Below are 16662 nucleotides of genomic sequence, written 5' to 3' on the forward strand. Positions count from 1 at the left end.
TTTGGGCAGTAGCCTTCCCGTTTATACCCCCGCGGCCATGCCGCCGGTAACCCGCAGTGTTTCGCCGGTTACGAAACGCGCTTTGCCGGAGGCTAGGTAAAGCAGAGCCTCGACGATATCGTCTTCCTGTCCGTCGCCGGATATCATCTGCATCGCCTGAACGCGCTGTTTAGTCGCCTCGGGCAGTTCGCTGCGGATCGTCTCGGTAAGAATAAGGCCCGGCGAGATCGCATTCACTCGAATGCCGTCCGGTCCCAGTTCGCGTGCGAACGTGATCGTCAGTCCAGCGACGGCGAGCTTGCTATCGCCATAAGGCGAGCCACCCAAGTGCGCAGCGCTGGAAGATATATTGACGACCGAAGCACCCACCCTGCCTCTCATGTGCGGATGAGCGGCCAGAGTACAGCACACCACCCCGATCACGTTCACGTCGAACAGACGGCGTACCTTGGCCAGGCCGAATTTGAGGATCGGCTGGCCATATTCGTTCGAATGGAGGCCCGCATTGTTTACCAGCAGATCGATGCCGCCATTAGCCTGCGCCGCCTGCGCCATGACTTCTGCCATGCGGCCTTCATTGGTGACATCCCCGCCCATCCCCAGCGCCGAACCGCCTCGATTCTGGATATCCCGCGCGGCGGCTTCCGCTTGTTCGCCGTCGATATCCACCAAAACGACATGCGCGCCCTGCAGCGCCAGCGCTACGCCGAAAGCCTTGCCAAAACCCCTGCCACCGCCGGTAATAACCGCAGTTCGTCCTCGCCATTCACTCATCACATACTCCCGGGTTTGCCTTCTTGCACAAAGTACAAGCACCCTGCGCATGACCCCACAAGGCGTTTGCCGCGCATCCGCATCGCAGGCGCGGTATCGGCCTGCACTTGCCGATCTGGCCGTGCATTGCCTGAAGAATTGAATGCGGTTTTGCGGACTATCTTTGCTCGATGGCGCTGAACGCGAATGGATCAAACGCCGCCCTCAGTTAATCTGCGGTTGACACTCAATAGCATTTATTGCTGCACGCGCTCAGGAGCATCGGGACCTGCTTTCCCATCCGAAACGAGCCGATAAAATTTCGACCGATTCCGACATTCTCGTATTTATCCACTTGCGAACCGCGCAATGCGCAGTGCGCCTGAATTGAGGGACAACCGCGTTTCCCACGAAGAGGAAGGAACCGACGATAGCGTTGGATACCTTCGTCAAATCCGACTACAATAATTCAAAGAACGCAATTTTATCATTTAATAACAGCATTTTACTTGTTTTTCTTTAGCCTTACGCCGCATTAGAGACCCCTCATTGCCATTGGTACGGTCTGCTCAGCAGGTGCAAATCGGCAAAGCCGACAACGACCTGAGGCGCATCTGCCGGGGCGGGCCGGGAAAACCTCGCTATTGTCACCCCTTGCCCTGCGCCGACGAATCGCTAGAGGGGGGACATCAGTCGCGGTTCATGCCGCAGTGCAAGATCACGGGGATTCTTCATGGCGACCTTCACCCTCCCGGCCAACAGCAAGATCAAGAAGCAGGGCAAAGTCCACAAGGCCGAGGGCGCCACCAAGGTGAAGAAGTTCACCGTATACCGCTACGACCCGGATTCGGGTGAGAACCCGCGCTACGACACGTTCGAGATCGACCTCGACAATTGCGGCCCGATGGTCCTCGACGCGCTCATCAAGATGAAGAGCGAGGCCGACCCCTCGTTGACCTTCCGCCGCTCCTGCCGCGAGGGCATCTGCGGTTCATGTGCGATGAACATGAACGGAGCCAACGGCCTCGCCTGCACGACCGCGATAGAGGATCTCAAGGGTGACATCCGTATCACCCCGCTGCCGCACATGGATGTGATCAAGGACCTCGTTCCCGATTTCACGCACTTCTACGCGCAGTACGCGTCGATCCGCCCGTGGCTGCAGACTGTCTCGACCACACCTTCGGGCAAGGAACGCCTCCAGAGCCCCGAGCAGCGCGAGAAGCTGGATGGCCTGTATGAGTGCATCCTGTGCGCCTGCTGCTCCACCTCGTGCCCGAGCTACTGGTGGAACTCCGACAAGTTCCTCGGCCCGGCAATCCTGCTACAGGCCTATCGCTGGCTCGCAGACAGCCGTGACGAGATGACCGGCGAGCGGCTTGACGAGCTGGAAGATCCGTTCCGCCTCTACCGCTGCCACACGATCATGAATTGCGCCAACGTGTGCCCCAAGGGGCTCTCGCCCGCACGCGCCATCGCCGAGATCAAGAAGATGCAGGCCGAGCGCCAAGTCTAAGTCAGGATTGGTTCGGAAGCGAACCTGCCCGTGGCGCAAGGCGGCACATTCATCCACGAGCCGGACCCGGAGTTTCCGGGCTGGCATTCGTGGCGGCTCAACGAAGGCACGCGTTTCAATACGCATGGCTTGGGCCGGATGCTTATCCGCCGTGAAGGTGAGAAAAGCGCGAGGCTGCGGCTCGTCGACGTGGAAAGCCACCACAGCAACGTGCATGACAACGTCCACGGCGGGGTGACCCTCGCCCTGATCGACGTCGCCATGTTCGCATCGATATTCACGGTTCTGGGCGCGGACGCCGCCGGCTCGGTCACGCTTGACCTCCATAACCAGTTCATCGGCGCAGGCCGTATCGGGCAGCCACTCGACGTAATTTCCGAAGTGGTGAAGGAAACCCGCCGCCTCGTCTTCATGCGCGGCACCGTAGAGCAAGGCGACCATCTGGTGGCCAGCTTCGTAGGCACCCTGCGCAAGCCCAGCGTCGGCAAGGTTTCCGCACAATGACCGCGATGCTCGAGCGATACGAGGCGCTGGTCGCGACCGGCGAACTACGCTCGGACCCTGAGCAGGCCGCGGCTGCCGAGCGGCTCAGCCGCCTCCAGCGCGATCTTTACAAGGCCCAGGCCTCTACCGGATTGCTCGGCAAGCTGCTGGGCAAGAAGCCCGCCCCGCCGCGCGGTGTTTACATGTGGGGCGGCGTCGGGCGCGGCAAGTCCATGCTGATGGACCTGTTCGTCCAGACGCTCGACATGCCCGGCAAGAAGCGCATCCACTTCCACGCCTTCATGCTCGAAGTTCACGCGCTGCTGCGCGACGAGCGCAAAAAAGAAACCGGCGACCCCATCCCGCCGGTCGCCGCCACCATTGCCCGAGGCACGCGTTGCCTCGCCTTCGACGAGATGGTCGTCAACAACTCAGCCGACGCAATGATCATGAGCCGCCTGTTCACATATCTTATCGTGAACGAAGGCGTGACGATCGTGACGACATCGAACCGCGCTCCCTCCCACCTCTACAAGGACGGGCTGAACCGCGAGCATTTCCTGCCCTTCATCGGCCTGATCGAGCAGGAACTGGACGTCCTGACGCTAAACGGACCGACCGATTACCGGATGCAGCGTCTTGGCGGCATGGCCACTTGGCATACCCCATTGGGCGAAGAAGCCACCGAGCAGGTCCGTGAAGCGTTCTATCGCCTCACCGACTATCCGCCCGAGGATAGCGAGCATGTCCCCTCCGCCGATATCGACGTCGGCGGCGGCCGTATGCTCCATGTGCCCAAAAGCCTCAAGGGCGTGGGCGTTTTCAGCTTCAAGCGTCTATGCGGAGAAGCACGCGGCGCGGCAGACTACCTGGCCATCGCACGCGCCTATCACACGGTGATTCTCGTTGGCATTCCGAAGATGGGTCCCGATCGCCGCAACGAGGCTGCGCGCTTCGTTACGCTCATCGATGCGCTTTACGAACATAAGGTCAAGCTGATCGCAGCGGCCGATGCGGCCCCTGAAGATCTTTACCAGGCCGGGACTGGCCGCTTCGAATTCGAGCGCACCGTCAGCCGTCTTAACGAAATGCAGAGCGCAGATTATCTCGCTCTGGGACACGGCGAAGACTGAAGTTCGTTAACGCATCCCGAATCGGGATGCGATTCGCCGTTGTGCGACTGAGCATTCTTGCTTGCTCAAATTTCAGCTTACTGAAGAAATTAATGCTCGCCCGGCAATTACGGCGGCGTGGTGGCGATTTATGCTTTAAACAAGCGCCAAACACATCTTCGAAAGACAAAGAAAAAGCGCTTTCCAAAAGACAGGAGTTCTTCTGGAAAGCGCTTCTTTTTCTTAGCAGCAGCCCGTTCTGTTGAAGCGGGCTCTAGCAGGTAGCCTCTCTATTAGAGAGAGCCGCCCCACCAACCACCGCCCCAAAGTTCCTTGTTCATCGTCATTCCCCATGTGAACGACCGCATCACTGCGGCCGATCAAATGGATAACAAGAGGTTAACGAAGCATCAAGGAATTTTTAACCAATCAGACGCGCTCTCCTGCCTGATACGAAGTCGAGGAAATCCCGGAATGGGACGGGACGGCTGACATAGTAGCCCTGCACCAGATCACATCCCATGCCCGTGAGCATCTCGAGAACCTTGGCGGTCTCCACCCCTTCAGCGACGACGACCCGGTCAAGCGAGTGGGCCATTTCGATGATCGACTGCACCAGCAACAGATCATCCTTGCGGCCTTCCATCAAGGACACGAACGTCTTGTCGATCTTGACCTCGCTGGCCGGCAGATATCGCAGATAATCAATCGTCGCATTGCCGGTGCCGAAATCGTCGATCGACAGTCGGAGGCCCGACTGGACGAGGCGCTGCAGCATCTGGAAAGTGCGCGAGCTGCGATCGAGGCGATCGGTTTCCGTGATCTCCAGAATGAGGCGATTGGGTGACAGACCGTGCAAGGCCAGAATTTCCGAGATCATGCCCGGAAGGCCAGGGTTACGCAGGAGCTGCGCCGAGATATTGACCGACATGGTCAGTTCGTACCCACTACGCTCCAGCTCAACGGCCACCCGCACAGCATCATTGATGACGAAGCGCGTGATCCGTTCGATGCGGTGGAATTCCTCGGCAATCCGGATAAATTTATCAGGACCGATCGGGCCTCGCTCGGGATGCGTCCAGCGGACCAGCGCCTCGGCGCCGCAGATGCGGTTGGATTTCAGTTCCAGCTTCGGCTGATAGGCCACCCAGACTTCGCCGTTGTCGATAGCCCGGTCAAGCGAGGTCAGCAGCGAGATTTCCCACTGCGCCTCGTGCTTGCCCGCTTCGTGCTGGTAGACCAGTTCGTCATTACGCACTGCCTCTTCGGCCGCCTGCATCGCACTGGCAACACGGCCGGACAGGGCCCTGCCGAACTCGGAATCGACGCCGCAGTTGAAAGAGAGGTCCACATCGATGCCGCCGACCTGGATACCGTTCTGGACGATCCGGTGCAGGCCTTCCAGATTCTCGAACAAGTCGAACGAACTGCGGATAGACGAAAGCCAGACGAACATGCCGCCTTCGTGGTAGATCAGGACGTTCTCATCGCTGATGCGGATACGGCGGACGATCTCCTTGGCGAGCTGCGCCTCGACATGTTCGGCGAAGCTACCGATGATCGCGCCGTAGTTGCGGATCTTCAGGGCCACGAGGATACGCGTCGACACGTCGGCGGAATTGCGAAGCGCCTGGACGCTGGGCAGGCCGGAGCCGGTATTGGTTTCGCCAGCCTCCTCGACACGGTCGAGGTTGCGCATGCGGATCACCGCAACGAGAGCGACGCTGAACGCCGGGATAACCTCGATTTGAATGCCGGCATAGTCCAACACGAACGGCGCCGCGCCGAGAACTGCGGCGAGCCCCGAAAAGCGATAAACATCCAGCACACGCCCGCGCCCGAAAGCCGTCACGATGAGAACCAGCACAAGGATAAAGGCTGGAAGCCAGCCATATTCCTTGGGCATCCCGCGCTTCAGGGTTTCTGCGCCGATGGCATGAAAATATCCGCCGGGCGCGTTTATATTCTGACCGGGTATCGAGTGAATATCGTTGAAAATGAGAGCTGACGGGACGACCAGGATATCTTTGCCGCGCACGATCGCAGGATCGAAATTCCCGCGCATCACATCGTAGTAGCTGAGCGTCCGAAACGAGCCGGTCGTTATCGCAAAGTCAGGAAAAAACAACTTGTCCGGGTCGGCATCCACGCCGGCAATCGCTGCCGCAATCGAGGGGATCTTGCCTACAGGGCTACCCGAAGAAAAAGGAATCTGGACATTCATATTCAACGGCCTGTGCCGCACCAGAAGTGATGCAACACCAGCATGTTCGCGATATGCCTCCAGAGGGACGCGTCCAGCGTAATTACCTAAAGGCCCGCTGCCTCCCACGGTCGCGCCCAAAACGACCTTGCCCTGATTCGCCTTTAGTGCCGCGATGAATTTGGCATCGTCGTCGTTGGAACCGGGCGCCGAGAACGAACGATCGAAAAATATCCGCTTGGCACCGCCAGCAAACAAATGATCGATGATATCGGCGTCGTTACCGTGAGTGACATCGTTGGCACCCAAGTTGGTCAGCGTTTGCTGATCTTGCTCGACCATGACGATAGTGCCGCTGGAGGGTTCGGTACGCGACATCCAGCGCCAGTTGCGGAGGTAATCCTCAGCCGGCAAACCTATCCCGCTGATGCCTACGGCCAGACCCGTGAACGCTGCCCAGAAAACGATCCGGGCGCGAGGGTTTTTCCAGAAAGCATGTATGCGGCGAAAGGGTTCGATCATGATCCACGCCCCTGACCGGTGCCAACAGAATGCAGAACAAGCGTCATCGCCGCGAAAATCTTCCGCTTTGAATTCTGGCAATGGCGACCGATTATGTTCATTGACGTCCCGCAATGGCGCTTCGCTCATGCCGGACTACCGCAAAGGTCCTAAGAATCGGTTTAGTTAATCCGGCCGCGCCGGCGAAAAGCGATGCCCCCCGATATCAGGGCGCCGCGTGCTGCATTATCCCATACCGAGACCGGTAAATGCCTTGTCAAGCATCAGCAGTTGCCACAGCAGACGCGAGTTGTCGGCAGTGCCTGCAACATGGCTATCGACCAGACCTGAAAGGCGCCGGGTATCGAACCAGCCGGTGCGGGCCAGCGCTGCGCCCCCTGCGATTTCGCGCGCGGTTTCGGCCAGTGGGCCGCGAAACCACTGCGCGATCGGGGTCACGAAACCCTGCTTCGGCCGATAGAGGATGTCGTCCGGCAAGTAGCGGCGCATCGCCTTTTTCATCAGCCACTTGCCCTGCCCGCCTCGCACCCGCATCGATTCGGGCAGGCTCGCGGCGAATTCGATCAGCCGGTAGTCAAGCAGCGGTTCGCGTGCTTCCAGGCTCACCGCCATGCTCGTGCGATCAACCTTGGTGAGGATATCGCCCGGTAGCCAGGCCTTGAGGTCTGCATATTGCGCCTGATCTAGCCCCGAACGTGCCGGCGCACCGCGCATCAGTTCCAGCACGGGGTCCTCAGCGCGGTAATCGCCGCGCAGGCGGCAAAATTCATCCGAATAAAGCCCGTCCCGCACTTCCGGCGGCGCGAAGGCCATCGACCGGGCATACCCCTGCGCCGAATCGCCAGCCAGCGAAAGCAACGTCGATTTCGCACGCAGTGGACGCGGCGCCCAGTCGGCCTTGGGATAGAGCGCGCCAAGCGTCCCGAACACTGGACCACGAAGGGCCTGCGGGACAAGCGCCCTCACCCGGTCCTCACCGCTCTGGAAAACATGGCGGCGGTAACCGGCCAATGCCTCGTCGGCACCGTCGCCAGAGAGCGCGACAGTCACGGACTCGCGCGCCAGTTGACATACCCGCCAGGTCGGCAGCGCGGAGGCATCTGCGAAAGGCTCGTCGAACATGCCGGCAAGTTGGTCGATCGCGGAGAAATCGTCCGGCGAAACCTTGCGCGAAGCATGGTCGGTAGCGAAAAGCCGCGCGATCTGCGAGGCGTAGGCGCTCTCATCCAGACCCGCCACGTCGAAGCCGATCGAACACGTGCGCACGGGCCGACCGCTGGCTTCCGCCATCAGCGCGACGACACTGGAACTGTCGACCCCGCCCGAAAGGAACGCGCCGAGCGGCACGTCGGCGACCATGCGCGAGGATACCGCCTGCTGCATCAGGTGCACGAGTTCAGCTTCCAGATCGGCTGCCTTACCCTTGCGGCGGTCAGCGAAGGAGACGTCCCACCACTGGCTGGGGCGGGGCAGCGGACTGCCGTGACGCAGCAGCAGCGAGTGGCCCGCCGCCAGCTTGTGCACGCCTTTCAGGATCGCGCGGCTATCGGGAACGTAGCCCCAGGTGAGGTAATCCTCGATCGCCAGCGGGTCGATCTCGCGCCGCAGCAACGGGTGGGCCAGCAGCGCCTTGAGTTCCGAGCCGAAAGCCAGGCTGCCGTCGCTCAGCGCCGCATAATAGAGCGGCTTCACACCGAGCCGGTCCCGCGCGAGGAACAGGCTGCGCGCCTCCAGATCGTAGATCGCGAAAGCGAACATGCCGTTGAGGTGCGAAACACAGTCCGGCCCCCAGCGCTGCCAGGCTGCAAGGATGACCTCGCTATCGCCATCGGTGCGGAAGATGGCGCCGGCCGCCTTCAGTTCCTGGCGCAGTTCCCGGTAGTTGTAGATCTCACCGTTGAAGACCAGCATGGCGCGGCCATCCGGGGAAGCCATGGGCTGGGGAGAACCGGCTAGGTCGATGATCGAGAGACGGCGGTGGCCAAGGCCCACGCCAGGCGCCGTCCATACCCCCTGCCCGTCAGGACCGCGGTGCGCGATGGCATCGCACATCGCCTCGATCCGGGCGGGATCGACGGGCTTGGGCGTTTCCAGATGATAAATACCGGCGATACCGCACATGGGCCTTGGCTACCTGAGCTGGATCACGCGGTCCACCCATGGCCCAAGGGGCCCTGTGGATGCGCGGAAGGCGGAAATGGACTGCGGCGCCGCGCCGCGCGGCGCATCCTCCGCCGAAAGGATCAGCATTGCGGTAGGCCGGACGCGAAACAGCAGGTGGTCGCGGATGACTGCCAGTTTGAGATGCGCATTGCTGCCAGAAAGCAGCGAACCCGTGCGATACAAGGTCACTGCGACGCGCTCTATCCGGCCGTTGCCGAGCAGGCGCTCGCTGGTGCCGCTGGCCATGTAATCCGCCATAGCCGGGCCCGGCGACTGCCACGACCAAGGGCTTTTCGGCATGAGCGCACCCTGACCAAACCCGCCTGCCTCACGCCCTTCGCCCTGGCTGGCGTAGAGCGCGACAAAGACATCGACCTTGTGGCCCGCACCGTCGCGGTAGCGGCCGAGCAGGCGGTGCGAGGCGCCTTCTGCACGGGGCTCCCACCAGATCGCGGGGGTGTAGTCGGTGCGGGTCCAGCCGGCGACTTCGGGCAGGTCGATACGCGGCGGCATCGATGCTTCCAGCGTATCGGCAACCAGCGCCCAGCCCCATGCGGCGACGAAGACCAGCGCGATACCGGCAAGGGCAGCCCTGCCCGAAATGTCGAACGTCTCCAGCCGGCCAAGCCATGACTTGCCGGCAATGGCGTCGGCGTCGATCATCGGCGCATTCATCGGCCGGTCGAAGAAGCGCCAGGCGCCGGCGATCACCAAGGCCAGCACGATGGCGAAGAAGAACCAGCCGTAGACGATGTGGTCGAAACCTGCCGCCGCCTCGACGCCCCATATCTGTGCGGCGTAGATCGTGCCCCAGGCCCGCACGCCGTTGGCGAGGATCGGCACGATCACACAGGCCGCGAGCATCGCTGCGCGGCGGCGCCAGTTGAGGAAACACACGTTGGCGCAAAGCACGCCGAAGGCGACCATTGCGATCAAAAATTTCACGCCGGAACAGGCTTCTGCAACTTCGAACAGGCCCACCGGGGTGTCGATGAACACGCCGTCGATCACCGCTGGAATGCCGCTGAGATGGGTGAGCGCGATGGTGATGTCTGCGGTGATCGTCTGCAGCACCTTCACCAGTTCCTCGCCCACAGGGACGAGGAAGACGAGGTAGCACAGCGGGAACAGCAGCCCGGCCGAGACCCGCACGCCCAGCAGCAACGGCACGCAGGCGCCCAGCATGGCGACCGCCCCGGCCTGCCGCGCGAGGTCCAGGCCCGAGATCGCACCCAGCAGCCAGAGGAAGGCCGCTGCGCCAAGGAGCACCAGCCCCGGCCACCACGCGCGCGGGGTCAGCCGTTCGAGTTCGGGCCAGCGCTGCCATACCAGCCAGCCCAGGATCGGCGGGATCAGCAGGATATGGTTGTAGGTGGAGATGTTCCACCACTGCCGGGCCATCGCCGCCCAGTCCGCGAAGAACGCGGCGAACAGCACCAGCCACGCCAGCGAAAGGCGCACCACTGCCGCCTGCCACTGCGGCGCAAGCGAACGCCATGTCCGGCCGGGAGCGCCCGCCAGTGCGGCTACGTCAGGCTGCATCGATCGTGCTTTCGGTCATGACACCCATATATTCAGGGAGGCGGGCCAGCGCCGCTTCCCAGCTGGCATTCGCAAGTATCCAGTCGCGCGCGGCCTGGCCCATTTCCCTGGCCAGCGCGGGCGCACGGCCCAGGTCGAGCAGGGCCTGCGCTATCGCCGCATCGCTTTCGCGCACGGCGAATTCCTTGCCGTCCAGCGCGTCGATGCCGGTGGCCGCACCCGGCGAGAGAACGACCGGAAGCGCCATGGCCATGGCTTCGAGCACCTTGTTCTGCACGCCGCGCGCGATCTCCAGCGGCACCAGCGCCATGTCGGCGGCGGCAAGCCAGGGGCGGATGTCATCCACCCTGCCCCATACCATGATGCCGTCCCGCCCGCTGCGCGCGGCAAGCGCGGGAGTGGGATTGCGGCCGACGATATGCAGGCTTGCGCCGGGGCACATCTCGCGCACCAGCGGCATGATCCGTTCTATCGCGCGGGTCGCCGCCTCGATATTCGGCGCGTAATCCATCTGTCCGGTGAAGACGATGCGCGGACCTTCGTGCGCCAGCATACGCGGCTCGGGCAAGGCCGCGGCCGGATCGAAGTAATCCGCATCGAGCCCATTGCCCATCGCGCGCACCCGCGCCGCCGCGCGGGCGGACCCGTCCGGCAGGCGCGAGCGGAGCAATTCGGCCTCCGCGCCGCTGATGAGCAAGGTCACGTCGGCGGCGGCGGCGATGCGGGCTTCCTCGGCGCGCAGGAGGCGGGCTTCGCGCTTTTCCATCCACGAACGGAAACCCCGGCCCTTTGCCGCATAGGCCTCGAACTTGGCCGAATCGACGTCGACGAGGTCGGCGATCACCCGCCCCGCAAAGCCTTCCGGCACATATTGCGCCATCTGGCCCGAGAAGACGTAGATGACGTCTATCGGACGCTGCGCAAGCAGGTCACGCACATAGGTTTCCAGCTTGCGGTCATGAAACGCGCTGAGGCTGAGCGGACGCCTGCTGGCCATGGCCTCGACGCCTGCGACTGGCAGCGCCTTCTTACGTTCGACCAGACGGTAGGAGGCGGCGAGATCGGCAAGGTCGGCCTCGTAGGCGCAGTCCTGTTCGTCATCGGCAAACGTCGCGACGTGCACCGGCGCCAGGGCGGCCAGCGCCTTGAGGATATGGTGGGAACGGATCTTGTCGCCGCGATCCGGTGGAAACGGGATGCGGTGCGAGAGAAACAGGATTTCGCCCATCAACCGATTCCGCGCGCGATCAGCGGGCCGATACGGTTGGCGACGCTCAGCGGCAGGCGCTGCCAGACCTTGATCTGGAGCGAGAGCTTGCCGCTGGTGGGATCGGCGTCCCGCTTTGCAGCGCCAGGCTGGGTCCAGGTGGCATAGGTCAGCGGTTCCGGCTCGAAACCCCAGTTGCGCTTGAAGTGATAGGCGCCGCTCTGCGTCTTGGAACGGCCGAAATCGAACACGCTCGCGCCGCGCCGCCGGGCATGGAGCATCAGTTCGTAATACATGCGGTCATTGGCGCGCAGGCGCCGCGCATCCCAGGTGCCGCCGCCCCAATAGGGCATGACCGCGCCCTGGTGGTACACGCTGATGACGCTGGCGACCGGCTTGTCCTCGTGCCTCACGGTCAGGATATCGGCGTCCGCCCCGAACCCGTCGAGCACCGAATCGAGCAGCGCGCGCGGGAAGACCGGGGTGCCGAGATTGCGGTAGCTTTCGCAGAACACCGCATAGTGGGCGGCGCGGTCGCGCTCGGATGTGCCGACCTCGATGGTCAGGTCGATGCCCAGCGACCGGCGCACTTCGGCCCGCTGCTTGCGCGGGATCGAGGAGAGCTGCGCCTCGTCGTCCGCCGCGAGCGGGCGGGCGAAACCGGCATGCGATTCGGTCTTGAGCGCCCAGCCCTCGCCTTGTGCAGGCAGCACGCCGCCGCGCAGTTCGATCGAGGGGCACGACAGGCGCCGGGCCAGTTCCTCGGCCGCTGCGACCACCGCATCCGGGTCTGCATCGCCCGTGACCAGCAGGCCGCCGCCCACCGCGAAGCCGGTGGAGGCAAGGATGCGGCCGAACACCGGGGAATGAATCGCGTCGAGCGGCAGGAAGGCGACGATCTCTCCGGCCCGCTCCTGCACCAGCGCAAGCGCCCTGTTGCCGGTAGCGGCCGCCACCGACACGAACCACGCCGGGCGGTGGAACGGGGTGCCCAGCGGATGACGGGCAACGAAGCCTTCAAGCCGCGCGATCTCGCCGGGGTCGGCCAGATCGACAAGGCGCACGTCGGAGAGAATCGGCACGAAGGGCGCGTTCATGCGGCCAGCGCCGAAGGCGGCGCCACGGTGCGGCCCGCTTCGCGCGCGGCCAGTTCGTCCATGCGGCCCCAGCGAAAGTCGCCGATCAGGCGGCCCAGCTTGTCCGCCATGACGCCAAGATTGGTGTAGTGCCGCAGGCGCGAGCGCATCGAGGCGTTCGCCACGCGCGGCTGGCCGGGATCGATCTCCCAGGGGTGGAAGTAGAACACCGCCGGGCGCTCGTCCTCGCGGTTCACCTGCCGGATCGCCCAGCGCGAGAAGCCGTAAGGCAGCACCCGAAAGAACCCGCCGCCGCCCGCCGCCAGCCGGCGACCGGCGAACTGCGCGGTGGTAACGGGAATCTCGACGAAATCGCTGCCGGCAATCGGCTTGAAGGCAAAACGCGGCGCCTCGCGCCAGCCGTAGTGGTCGTGGGCGATGGGCGCCACGCTGGAGCTATAGGCATAGCCCTGCTCCGCCAGCACTTCGAACGCCCAGGGCGTGCGCGCATCGATGGAAAAGCTGGGCGCGCGGTAGCCGGTGACGGCGGCGCCGGAGGTATCCTCGATCACCTTGCGGGCCTTTGCGATATCCGCCGCAAAAGCCTCCCGGCCAAGGCGGAACACGCGTTCGTGGTCCCAGCCGTGGCTGGCGATCTCGTGGCCTTCCTGGGCGATGCGGCGCATCAGGGACGGGTGACGCTGCGCCACCCAGCCCAGCGTGAAGAACGTGCCCTTGACCCCGGCATCGGCGAACAGCTGCAATATCTCGTTGCAGTTGCGCTCGACGCGGGTGGTGCACGAATTCCAGTCGCTGCGGTCGATCACCTTTTCGAAGGCGCCCACCTGAAACCAGTCCTCGACATCGACGGACAGGCCGTTGATCTGATCGTTCGCAGTCTGGCCGGGCAGTGTCATGGTGGCGAAAGCTCTTTTTGGAACGATGGGGCTTCGAAAGGCTCAGCCTGAGCGGGGATCACAGGGAGCGGCGGCGATCAGACGGGAGGAATTTGCCCGAACCCCGCTCAGGCTGAGCCTGTCGAAGCTCCGGCCGCAGCCCCCCATGCTCAGGCGGCGCTGCGCTGGCCGTCGCCGCTTTCGATCCACTCGATCAGCATGGTTAGCGTGTGGCGCAGTGTGCGCGACTGCTCGTCAAGGCGGGCCTCCAGCTTGGCGGTATGCGCGGCGGCCTGCGCCAGATCGGCCTGGAGCGCGGCGATCGCCTCGCTCTCGCCGTGATCGGCGGCGGCGACGGCAGAGGCTGCGGCAAGCGCTTCCTCGCGCGCTTCGGCAGCGGCGGCAAGTTCGACCATGGCGGACTGCAGTTCACCGATCTGCGTATCGCGGTCGGCCAGTGCGGCCTCGATCAGTTCGATGGCGGCGGCGGCATTGATCGCGTCGGACGGCACGGGCGCGAAGGCCGCGGGCTGTTCGAACGAGGCGGAATATTGGACCGTTGCGGCAGGCACCGAAACCGGCGCGGCCTGCGCGCCCGGCTGCGGGCTGACCAGCGCCAGGGCGCCGTCGTCGCTCAGTTCGTCCATCACCTGCGCCAGCATTTCGCTGTCGATGTGGCTGCGCTGGTCCACTGCGCCAAGCAGCAGCAAGCGGTTGACGATCTGGTTGATCCGGCGCGGAATACCGCCGGTCGCCTCATGGATGTCGGCAAAGACGGAAGGCTCGAATCCGGGGTTGCCCTGCCAGCCCACGCAGGTCAGGCGGTGCTCGATATAAGGCTGGATTTCCTTTGCCTGCATCGCGCCCAGATGGTGGGTGGCGATCACGCGCTGGCGCAGCTGTTCCAGCTGGTCGCTCTCCAGCAGGGTGCCGCGAAATTCCGGCTGGCCCAGCAGCAGCGTCTGCAGCAGCGGCTGCGAGCCGAGCTGGAAGTTGGACAGCATGCGCAGTTCTTCCAGCGCGCTGATCGAAAGGTTCTGCGCCTCGTCGACGATCAGCAGGCTGCGGCGACCGGCGCGCGCTTCCTCATGCAGGAACGCCTCGATCGCGCCGAGCGCGGACGCCTTGTCATGGCCCGCGACGTGGATGCCGAAAGACTGCGCGACGACGTGGACGATCTCCTCGCCGTCGAGAGCGCTGGTCACCACGTTGGCGGCGGTCATGCGCGCCGGGTCGATCGTCGCCATCAGGTAGGCGACCAGCGTGGACTTGCCCGCGCCGACTTCGCCGGTGATGACCACGAAGCCCTCACCCTGCGCAAGGCCGTAGCCGAGATAGGACAGCGCCTTGCGGTGCGTCAGGCTCTCGAAATAGAAAGCCGGATCGGGAGTGAGCTGGAAGGGCCTTGCGTCGAGCCCGTAGAAATCATCGAACATCGCGTTTTCCTTCTCAGAAACTGTAGCGCAGGCCGGCGAGCGCCGAGGCCGTCCAGAAGTCGTCGATCGCGGGCGCATCGCGCGTCGCCCCGTCGATGCCGACCGCCAGGGTACCGCGCAGGCGCGGCGTGAACATCCGGTAATAGCTGGCAGATGCGCCATAACCGTTAACGTCGCCGACCAGGGGATCGTTGCTGCTGATCCAGTTGGCGTAGATATTGGTCGACCAGCCCGCATCGCGGCCCAGCTCGCCGCCAAGGAAAGCGGCCAGCCAGTAGTTTTCGTCGACCACTCCGGCCGCCGAAGCGAGCACGGTGTTGCGGGCGGCGAAGAAGTTGCGGCGATCATACCCCAGGCCAAGCCCGGCGTTGAGGCGGCCCACCTTCATCGAATAACTCGCACTCACGCCCCGCGCGCGGAAGAAGGCCGAGCGGACCGAACCCAAGGCGCTGGAAAAGCAGTTGCTGCCGTCCAGCGAGGCTACGCAGCCGCGCAGGTCGCCGGTGATCGGGTCGCGCACGACTTCGAAATCGTCGGGCAACTGGTCGATCGCGCGGTTGAGCTGGCCGCCGAAGCCGCCGACATTGTCGTAGACCGAAACGCTCAGCTGGGTGCGGTCGTTGGGTGCATAGGCCAAGGTGCCGCCAAAGCTGGTCGATCCGTAGCGGCGGCCGACATGGGCCGAAAGCGAAGTGCGCCGGCTGGGGCGCCACATCACCGCGACGTCCCAGATCAGGCCGCTGACATCGTAGGCCAGTTCACGCGGGCCGGACTTGTCGGTGACATAGCGGCCGTCGGAACCGACCACGGGAATGCCGTCCTCGTCGCGCACTGCGTCGCGGCTCGATATCTCGACGTCTTCGTACCCGATCGCGCCCACCACCTGGACGGTGCGGCTGACCGGCACGGTAACGAGCGCGCGCGCCTGCATGTCGCGGGCGCGCTGGTCGAGGTTGGACATGTCCTCCTGATAGAAGGTGCCCGCAGCGCCCACGCCCACCGGCAGCACGGTGCCCGGCGCGAAACCGGCCTGCACGTCGGCCATCTGGGTCACGCTCTTGTCGAAGACATCGGCGGCGCCGGTGCCCGAATTCGCGCGGAACCCGTCGGACTGCTCGACCTTGGTGAAGCCTGCGCGGTAATTGGCCGAAACGTCGAGATCGCCCGCACGGGTAGTCACCGAGGGCCCTGCGTAGACCGAATAGATCGAGGTCTTGTACTTGTCGTTGACGCCGCTGCCCACCAGCGCCGAGCCGCCGTTGCCGACATTGGCCTGGGTGGCGAGGCCGCCCGCCTCGAACGTCACGCCCGGCACGATCGTGGTGTAGCCGCGGGCAATGCCGCTGATCGCGTCACCGTCACGCGCGCGCTTGCCCCAGCCGAACTGGCGCTCGTAGCGCAGCGAAACCGAGGCCCCGTTGTTGCGCCCCGAGATCGCCGCGTCGACGCCGACCGCCGCCTGGGTATAAGTCATCACGTCGCTGCCCGGCGAAAGCTCGGCGGTAACGATCTGATCGACTTCGATGTAAGGCACGATGTCGACGCGCTTGCCGCCGCCTCTGCCGCCCCGCCTGTCGGAACGGCTGGACTTGCCAGGCGAGACATCGGAAGCGCCCTGCCCGCCGCTGCCCATTCCCGCACCGGCGCCGTCGTAGCCGGTAGACTGCGCCTGGCCGGCAACCGGCATCGCCAGCGCGGCAATCGCCGCGAGCGAAACCAGTCCCGCACCCTTGCGGCGCATTGACGCCTTCAT

12 protein-coding genes are annotated in these 16662 nt (G+C 63.9%); 3 read left to right on the plus strand and 9 right to left on the minus strand.

What is annotated here, in order from left to right:
- Positions 1-21: 21 nt before the first annotated feature.
- The gene (locus TQ38_RS10890) at positions 22-774 is read right to left on the minus strand and encodes an SDR family NAD(P)-dependent oxidoreductase (RefSeq protein WP_043972681.1); all 753 of its coding nucleotides are present in this window, start codon (positions 772-774) and stop codon (positions 22-24) included.
- A 712-nt stretch (positions 775-1486) separates the two neighbouring features.
- Between TQ38_RS10890 and TQ38_RS10895 the strand changes: the two genes are divergently transcribed.
- From TQ38_RS10895 to zapE, 3 genes are read left to right on the plus strand one after another with little or no spacing between them, the layout of a single operon-like run.
- Positions 1487-2269 carry a succinate dehydrogenase iron-sulfur subunit gene (locus TQ38_RS10895; RefSeq protein WP_043972678.1) on the plus strand — a complete coding sequence of 261 codons (783 nt, stop codon included), beginning with the start codon at positions 1487-1489 and terminating at the stop codon, positions 2267-2269.
- Between the two features lie 30 nt (positions 2270-2299).
- A complete protein-coding gene (locus TQ38_RS10900; RefSeq protein ID WP_043972676.1) occupies positions 2300-2773 on the plus strand; it encodes a PaaI family thioesterase in 474 nt (157 codons plus the stop codon).
- Entirely contained in the window at positions 2770-3885 is a 1116-nt protein-coding gene (gene zapE / locus TQ38_RS10905; protein ID WP_043972673.1) for a cell division protein ZapE, read from the plus strand. Before TQ38_RS10900 ends, zapE begins: the two co-directional genes overlap by 4 nt.
- A 400-nt stretch (positions 3886-4285) precedes the next feature.
- Here zapE and TQ38_RS10910 read toward each other — a convergent pair whose 3' ends face one another.
- The 8 genes from TQ38_RS10910 to TQ38_RS10945 form a co-directional block, all read right to left on the minus strand.
- Complete coding sequence (locus tag TQ38_RS10910) at positions 4286-6589, minus strand: EAL domain-containing protein (RefSeq protein ID WP_043972670.1); 2304 nt, start codon at positions 6587-6589, stop codon at positions 4286-4288.
- A 225-nt stretch (positions 6590-6814) separates the two neighbouring features.
- Positions 6815-8710 (minus strand): XrtA/PEP-CTERM system amidotransferase, encoded by a 1896-nt coding sequence (locus TQ38_RS10915; RefSeq protein WP_043972667.1) that lies wholly within the window; start codon positions 8708-8710, stop codon positions 6815-6817.
- A gap of 9 nt (positions 8711-8719) precedes the next feature.
- On the minus strand, positions 8720-10294 hold the full coding sequence (gene xrtA, locus TQ38_RS10920; protein ID WP_082057576.1) for an exosortase A: 1575 nt from the start codon (positions 10292-10294) through the stop codon (positions 8720-8722).
- Positions 10284-11522: a TIGR03087 family PEP-CTERM/XrtA system glycosyltransferase gene (locus TQ38_RS10925; RefSeq protein WP_043972664.1), complete on the minus strand. Its 1239-nt coding sequence runs from the start codon at positions 11520-11522 to the stop codon at positions 10284-10286. The genes xrtA and TQ38_RS10925 overlap by 11 nt, the downstream gene beginning before the upstream one ends.
- The gene (locus TQ38_RS10930; protein ID WP_043972661.1) at positions 11522-12598 is read right to left on the minus strand and encodes a FemAB family XrtA/PEP-CTERM system-associated protein; all 1077 of its coding nucleotides are present in this window, start codon (positions 12596-12598) and stop codon (positions 11522-11524) included. Before TQ38_RS10930 ends, TQ38_RS10925 begins: the two co-directional genes overlap by 1 nt.
- Positions 12595-13494, minus strand: a complete 900-nt coding sequence (locus TQ38_RS10935; RefSeq protein WP_043972658.1) for an XrtA system polysaccharide deacetylase — start codon at positions 13492-13494, stop codon at positions 12595-12597. Before TQ38_RS10935 ends, TQ38_RS10930 begins: the two co-directional genes overlap by 4 nt.
- 149 nt (positions 13495-13643) lie before the next feature.
- Complete coding sequence (locus TQ38_RS10940) at positions 13644-14909, minus strand: XrtA/PEP-CTERM system-associated ATPase (RefSeq protein ID WP_043972655.1); 1266 nt, start codon at positions 14907-14909, stop codon at positions 13644-13646.
- Positions 14910-14922: 13 nt separating this feature from the next.
- Entirely contained in the window at positions 14923-16662 is a 1740-nt protein-coding gene (locus tag TQ38_RS10945) for a hypothetical protein (protein ID WP_043973429.1), read from the minus strand.

It is taken from the genome of Novosphingobium sp. P6W (assembly GCF_000876675.2).
Taxonomy (GTDB): domain Bacteria; phylum Pseudomonadota; class Alphaproteobacteria; order Sphingomonadales; family Sphingomonadaceae; genus Novosphingobium.

Excerpts from the sequence above, each read along its gene's own strand:
- TQ38_RS10930 (WP_043972661.1), bottom strand. The coding sequence starts at position 12,598 with ATGAACGCGCCCTTCGTGCCGATTCTCTCCGACGTGCGCCTTGTCGAT.
- TQ38_RS10945 (WP_043973429.1), bottom strand. The coding sequence starts at position 16,662 with ATGAAGGCGTCAATGCGCCGCAAGGGTGCGGGACTGGTTTCGCTCGCG.
- zapE (WP_043972673.1), top strand. The coding sequence starts at position 2,770 with ATGACCGCGATGCTCGAGCGATACGAGGCGCTGGTCGCGACCGGCGAA.
- xrtA (WP_082057576.1), bottom strand. The coding sequence starts at position 10,294 with ATGCAGCCTGACGTAGCCGCACTGGCGGGCGCTCCCGGCCGGACATGG.
- TQ38_RS10895 (WP_043972678.1), top strand. The coding sequence starts at position 1,487 with ATGGCGACCTTCACCCTCCCGGCCAACAGCAAGATCAAGAAGCAGGGC.
- TQ38_RS10940 (WP_043972655.1), bottom strand. The coding sequence starts at position 14,909 with ATGTTCGATGATTTCTACGGGCTCGACGCAAGGCCCTTCCAGCTCACT.
- TQ38_RS10925 (WP_043972664.1), bottom strand. The coding sequence starts at position 11,522 with ATGGGCGAAATCCTGTTTCTCTCGCACCGCATCCCGTTTCCACCGGAT.
- TQ38_RS10910 (WP_043972670.1), bottom strand. The coding sequence starts at position 6,589 with ATGATCGAACCCTTTCGCCGCATACATGCTTTCTGGAAAAACCCTCGC.
- TQ38_RS10935 (WP_043972658.1), bottom strand. The coding sequence starts at position 13,494 with ATGACACTGCCCGGCCAGACTGCGAACGATCAGATCAACGGCCTGTCC.
- TQ38_RS10890 (WP_043972681.1), bottom strand. The coding sequence starts at position 774 with ATGAGTGAATGGCGAGGACGAACTGCGGTTATTACCGGCGGTGGCAGG.
- TQ38_RS10915 (WP_043972667.1), bottom strand. The coding sequence starts at position 8,710 with ATGTGCGGTATCGCCGGTATTTATCATCTGGAAACGCCCAAGCCCGTC.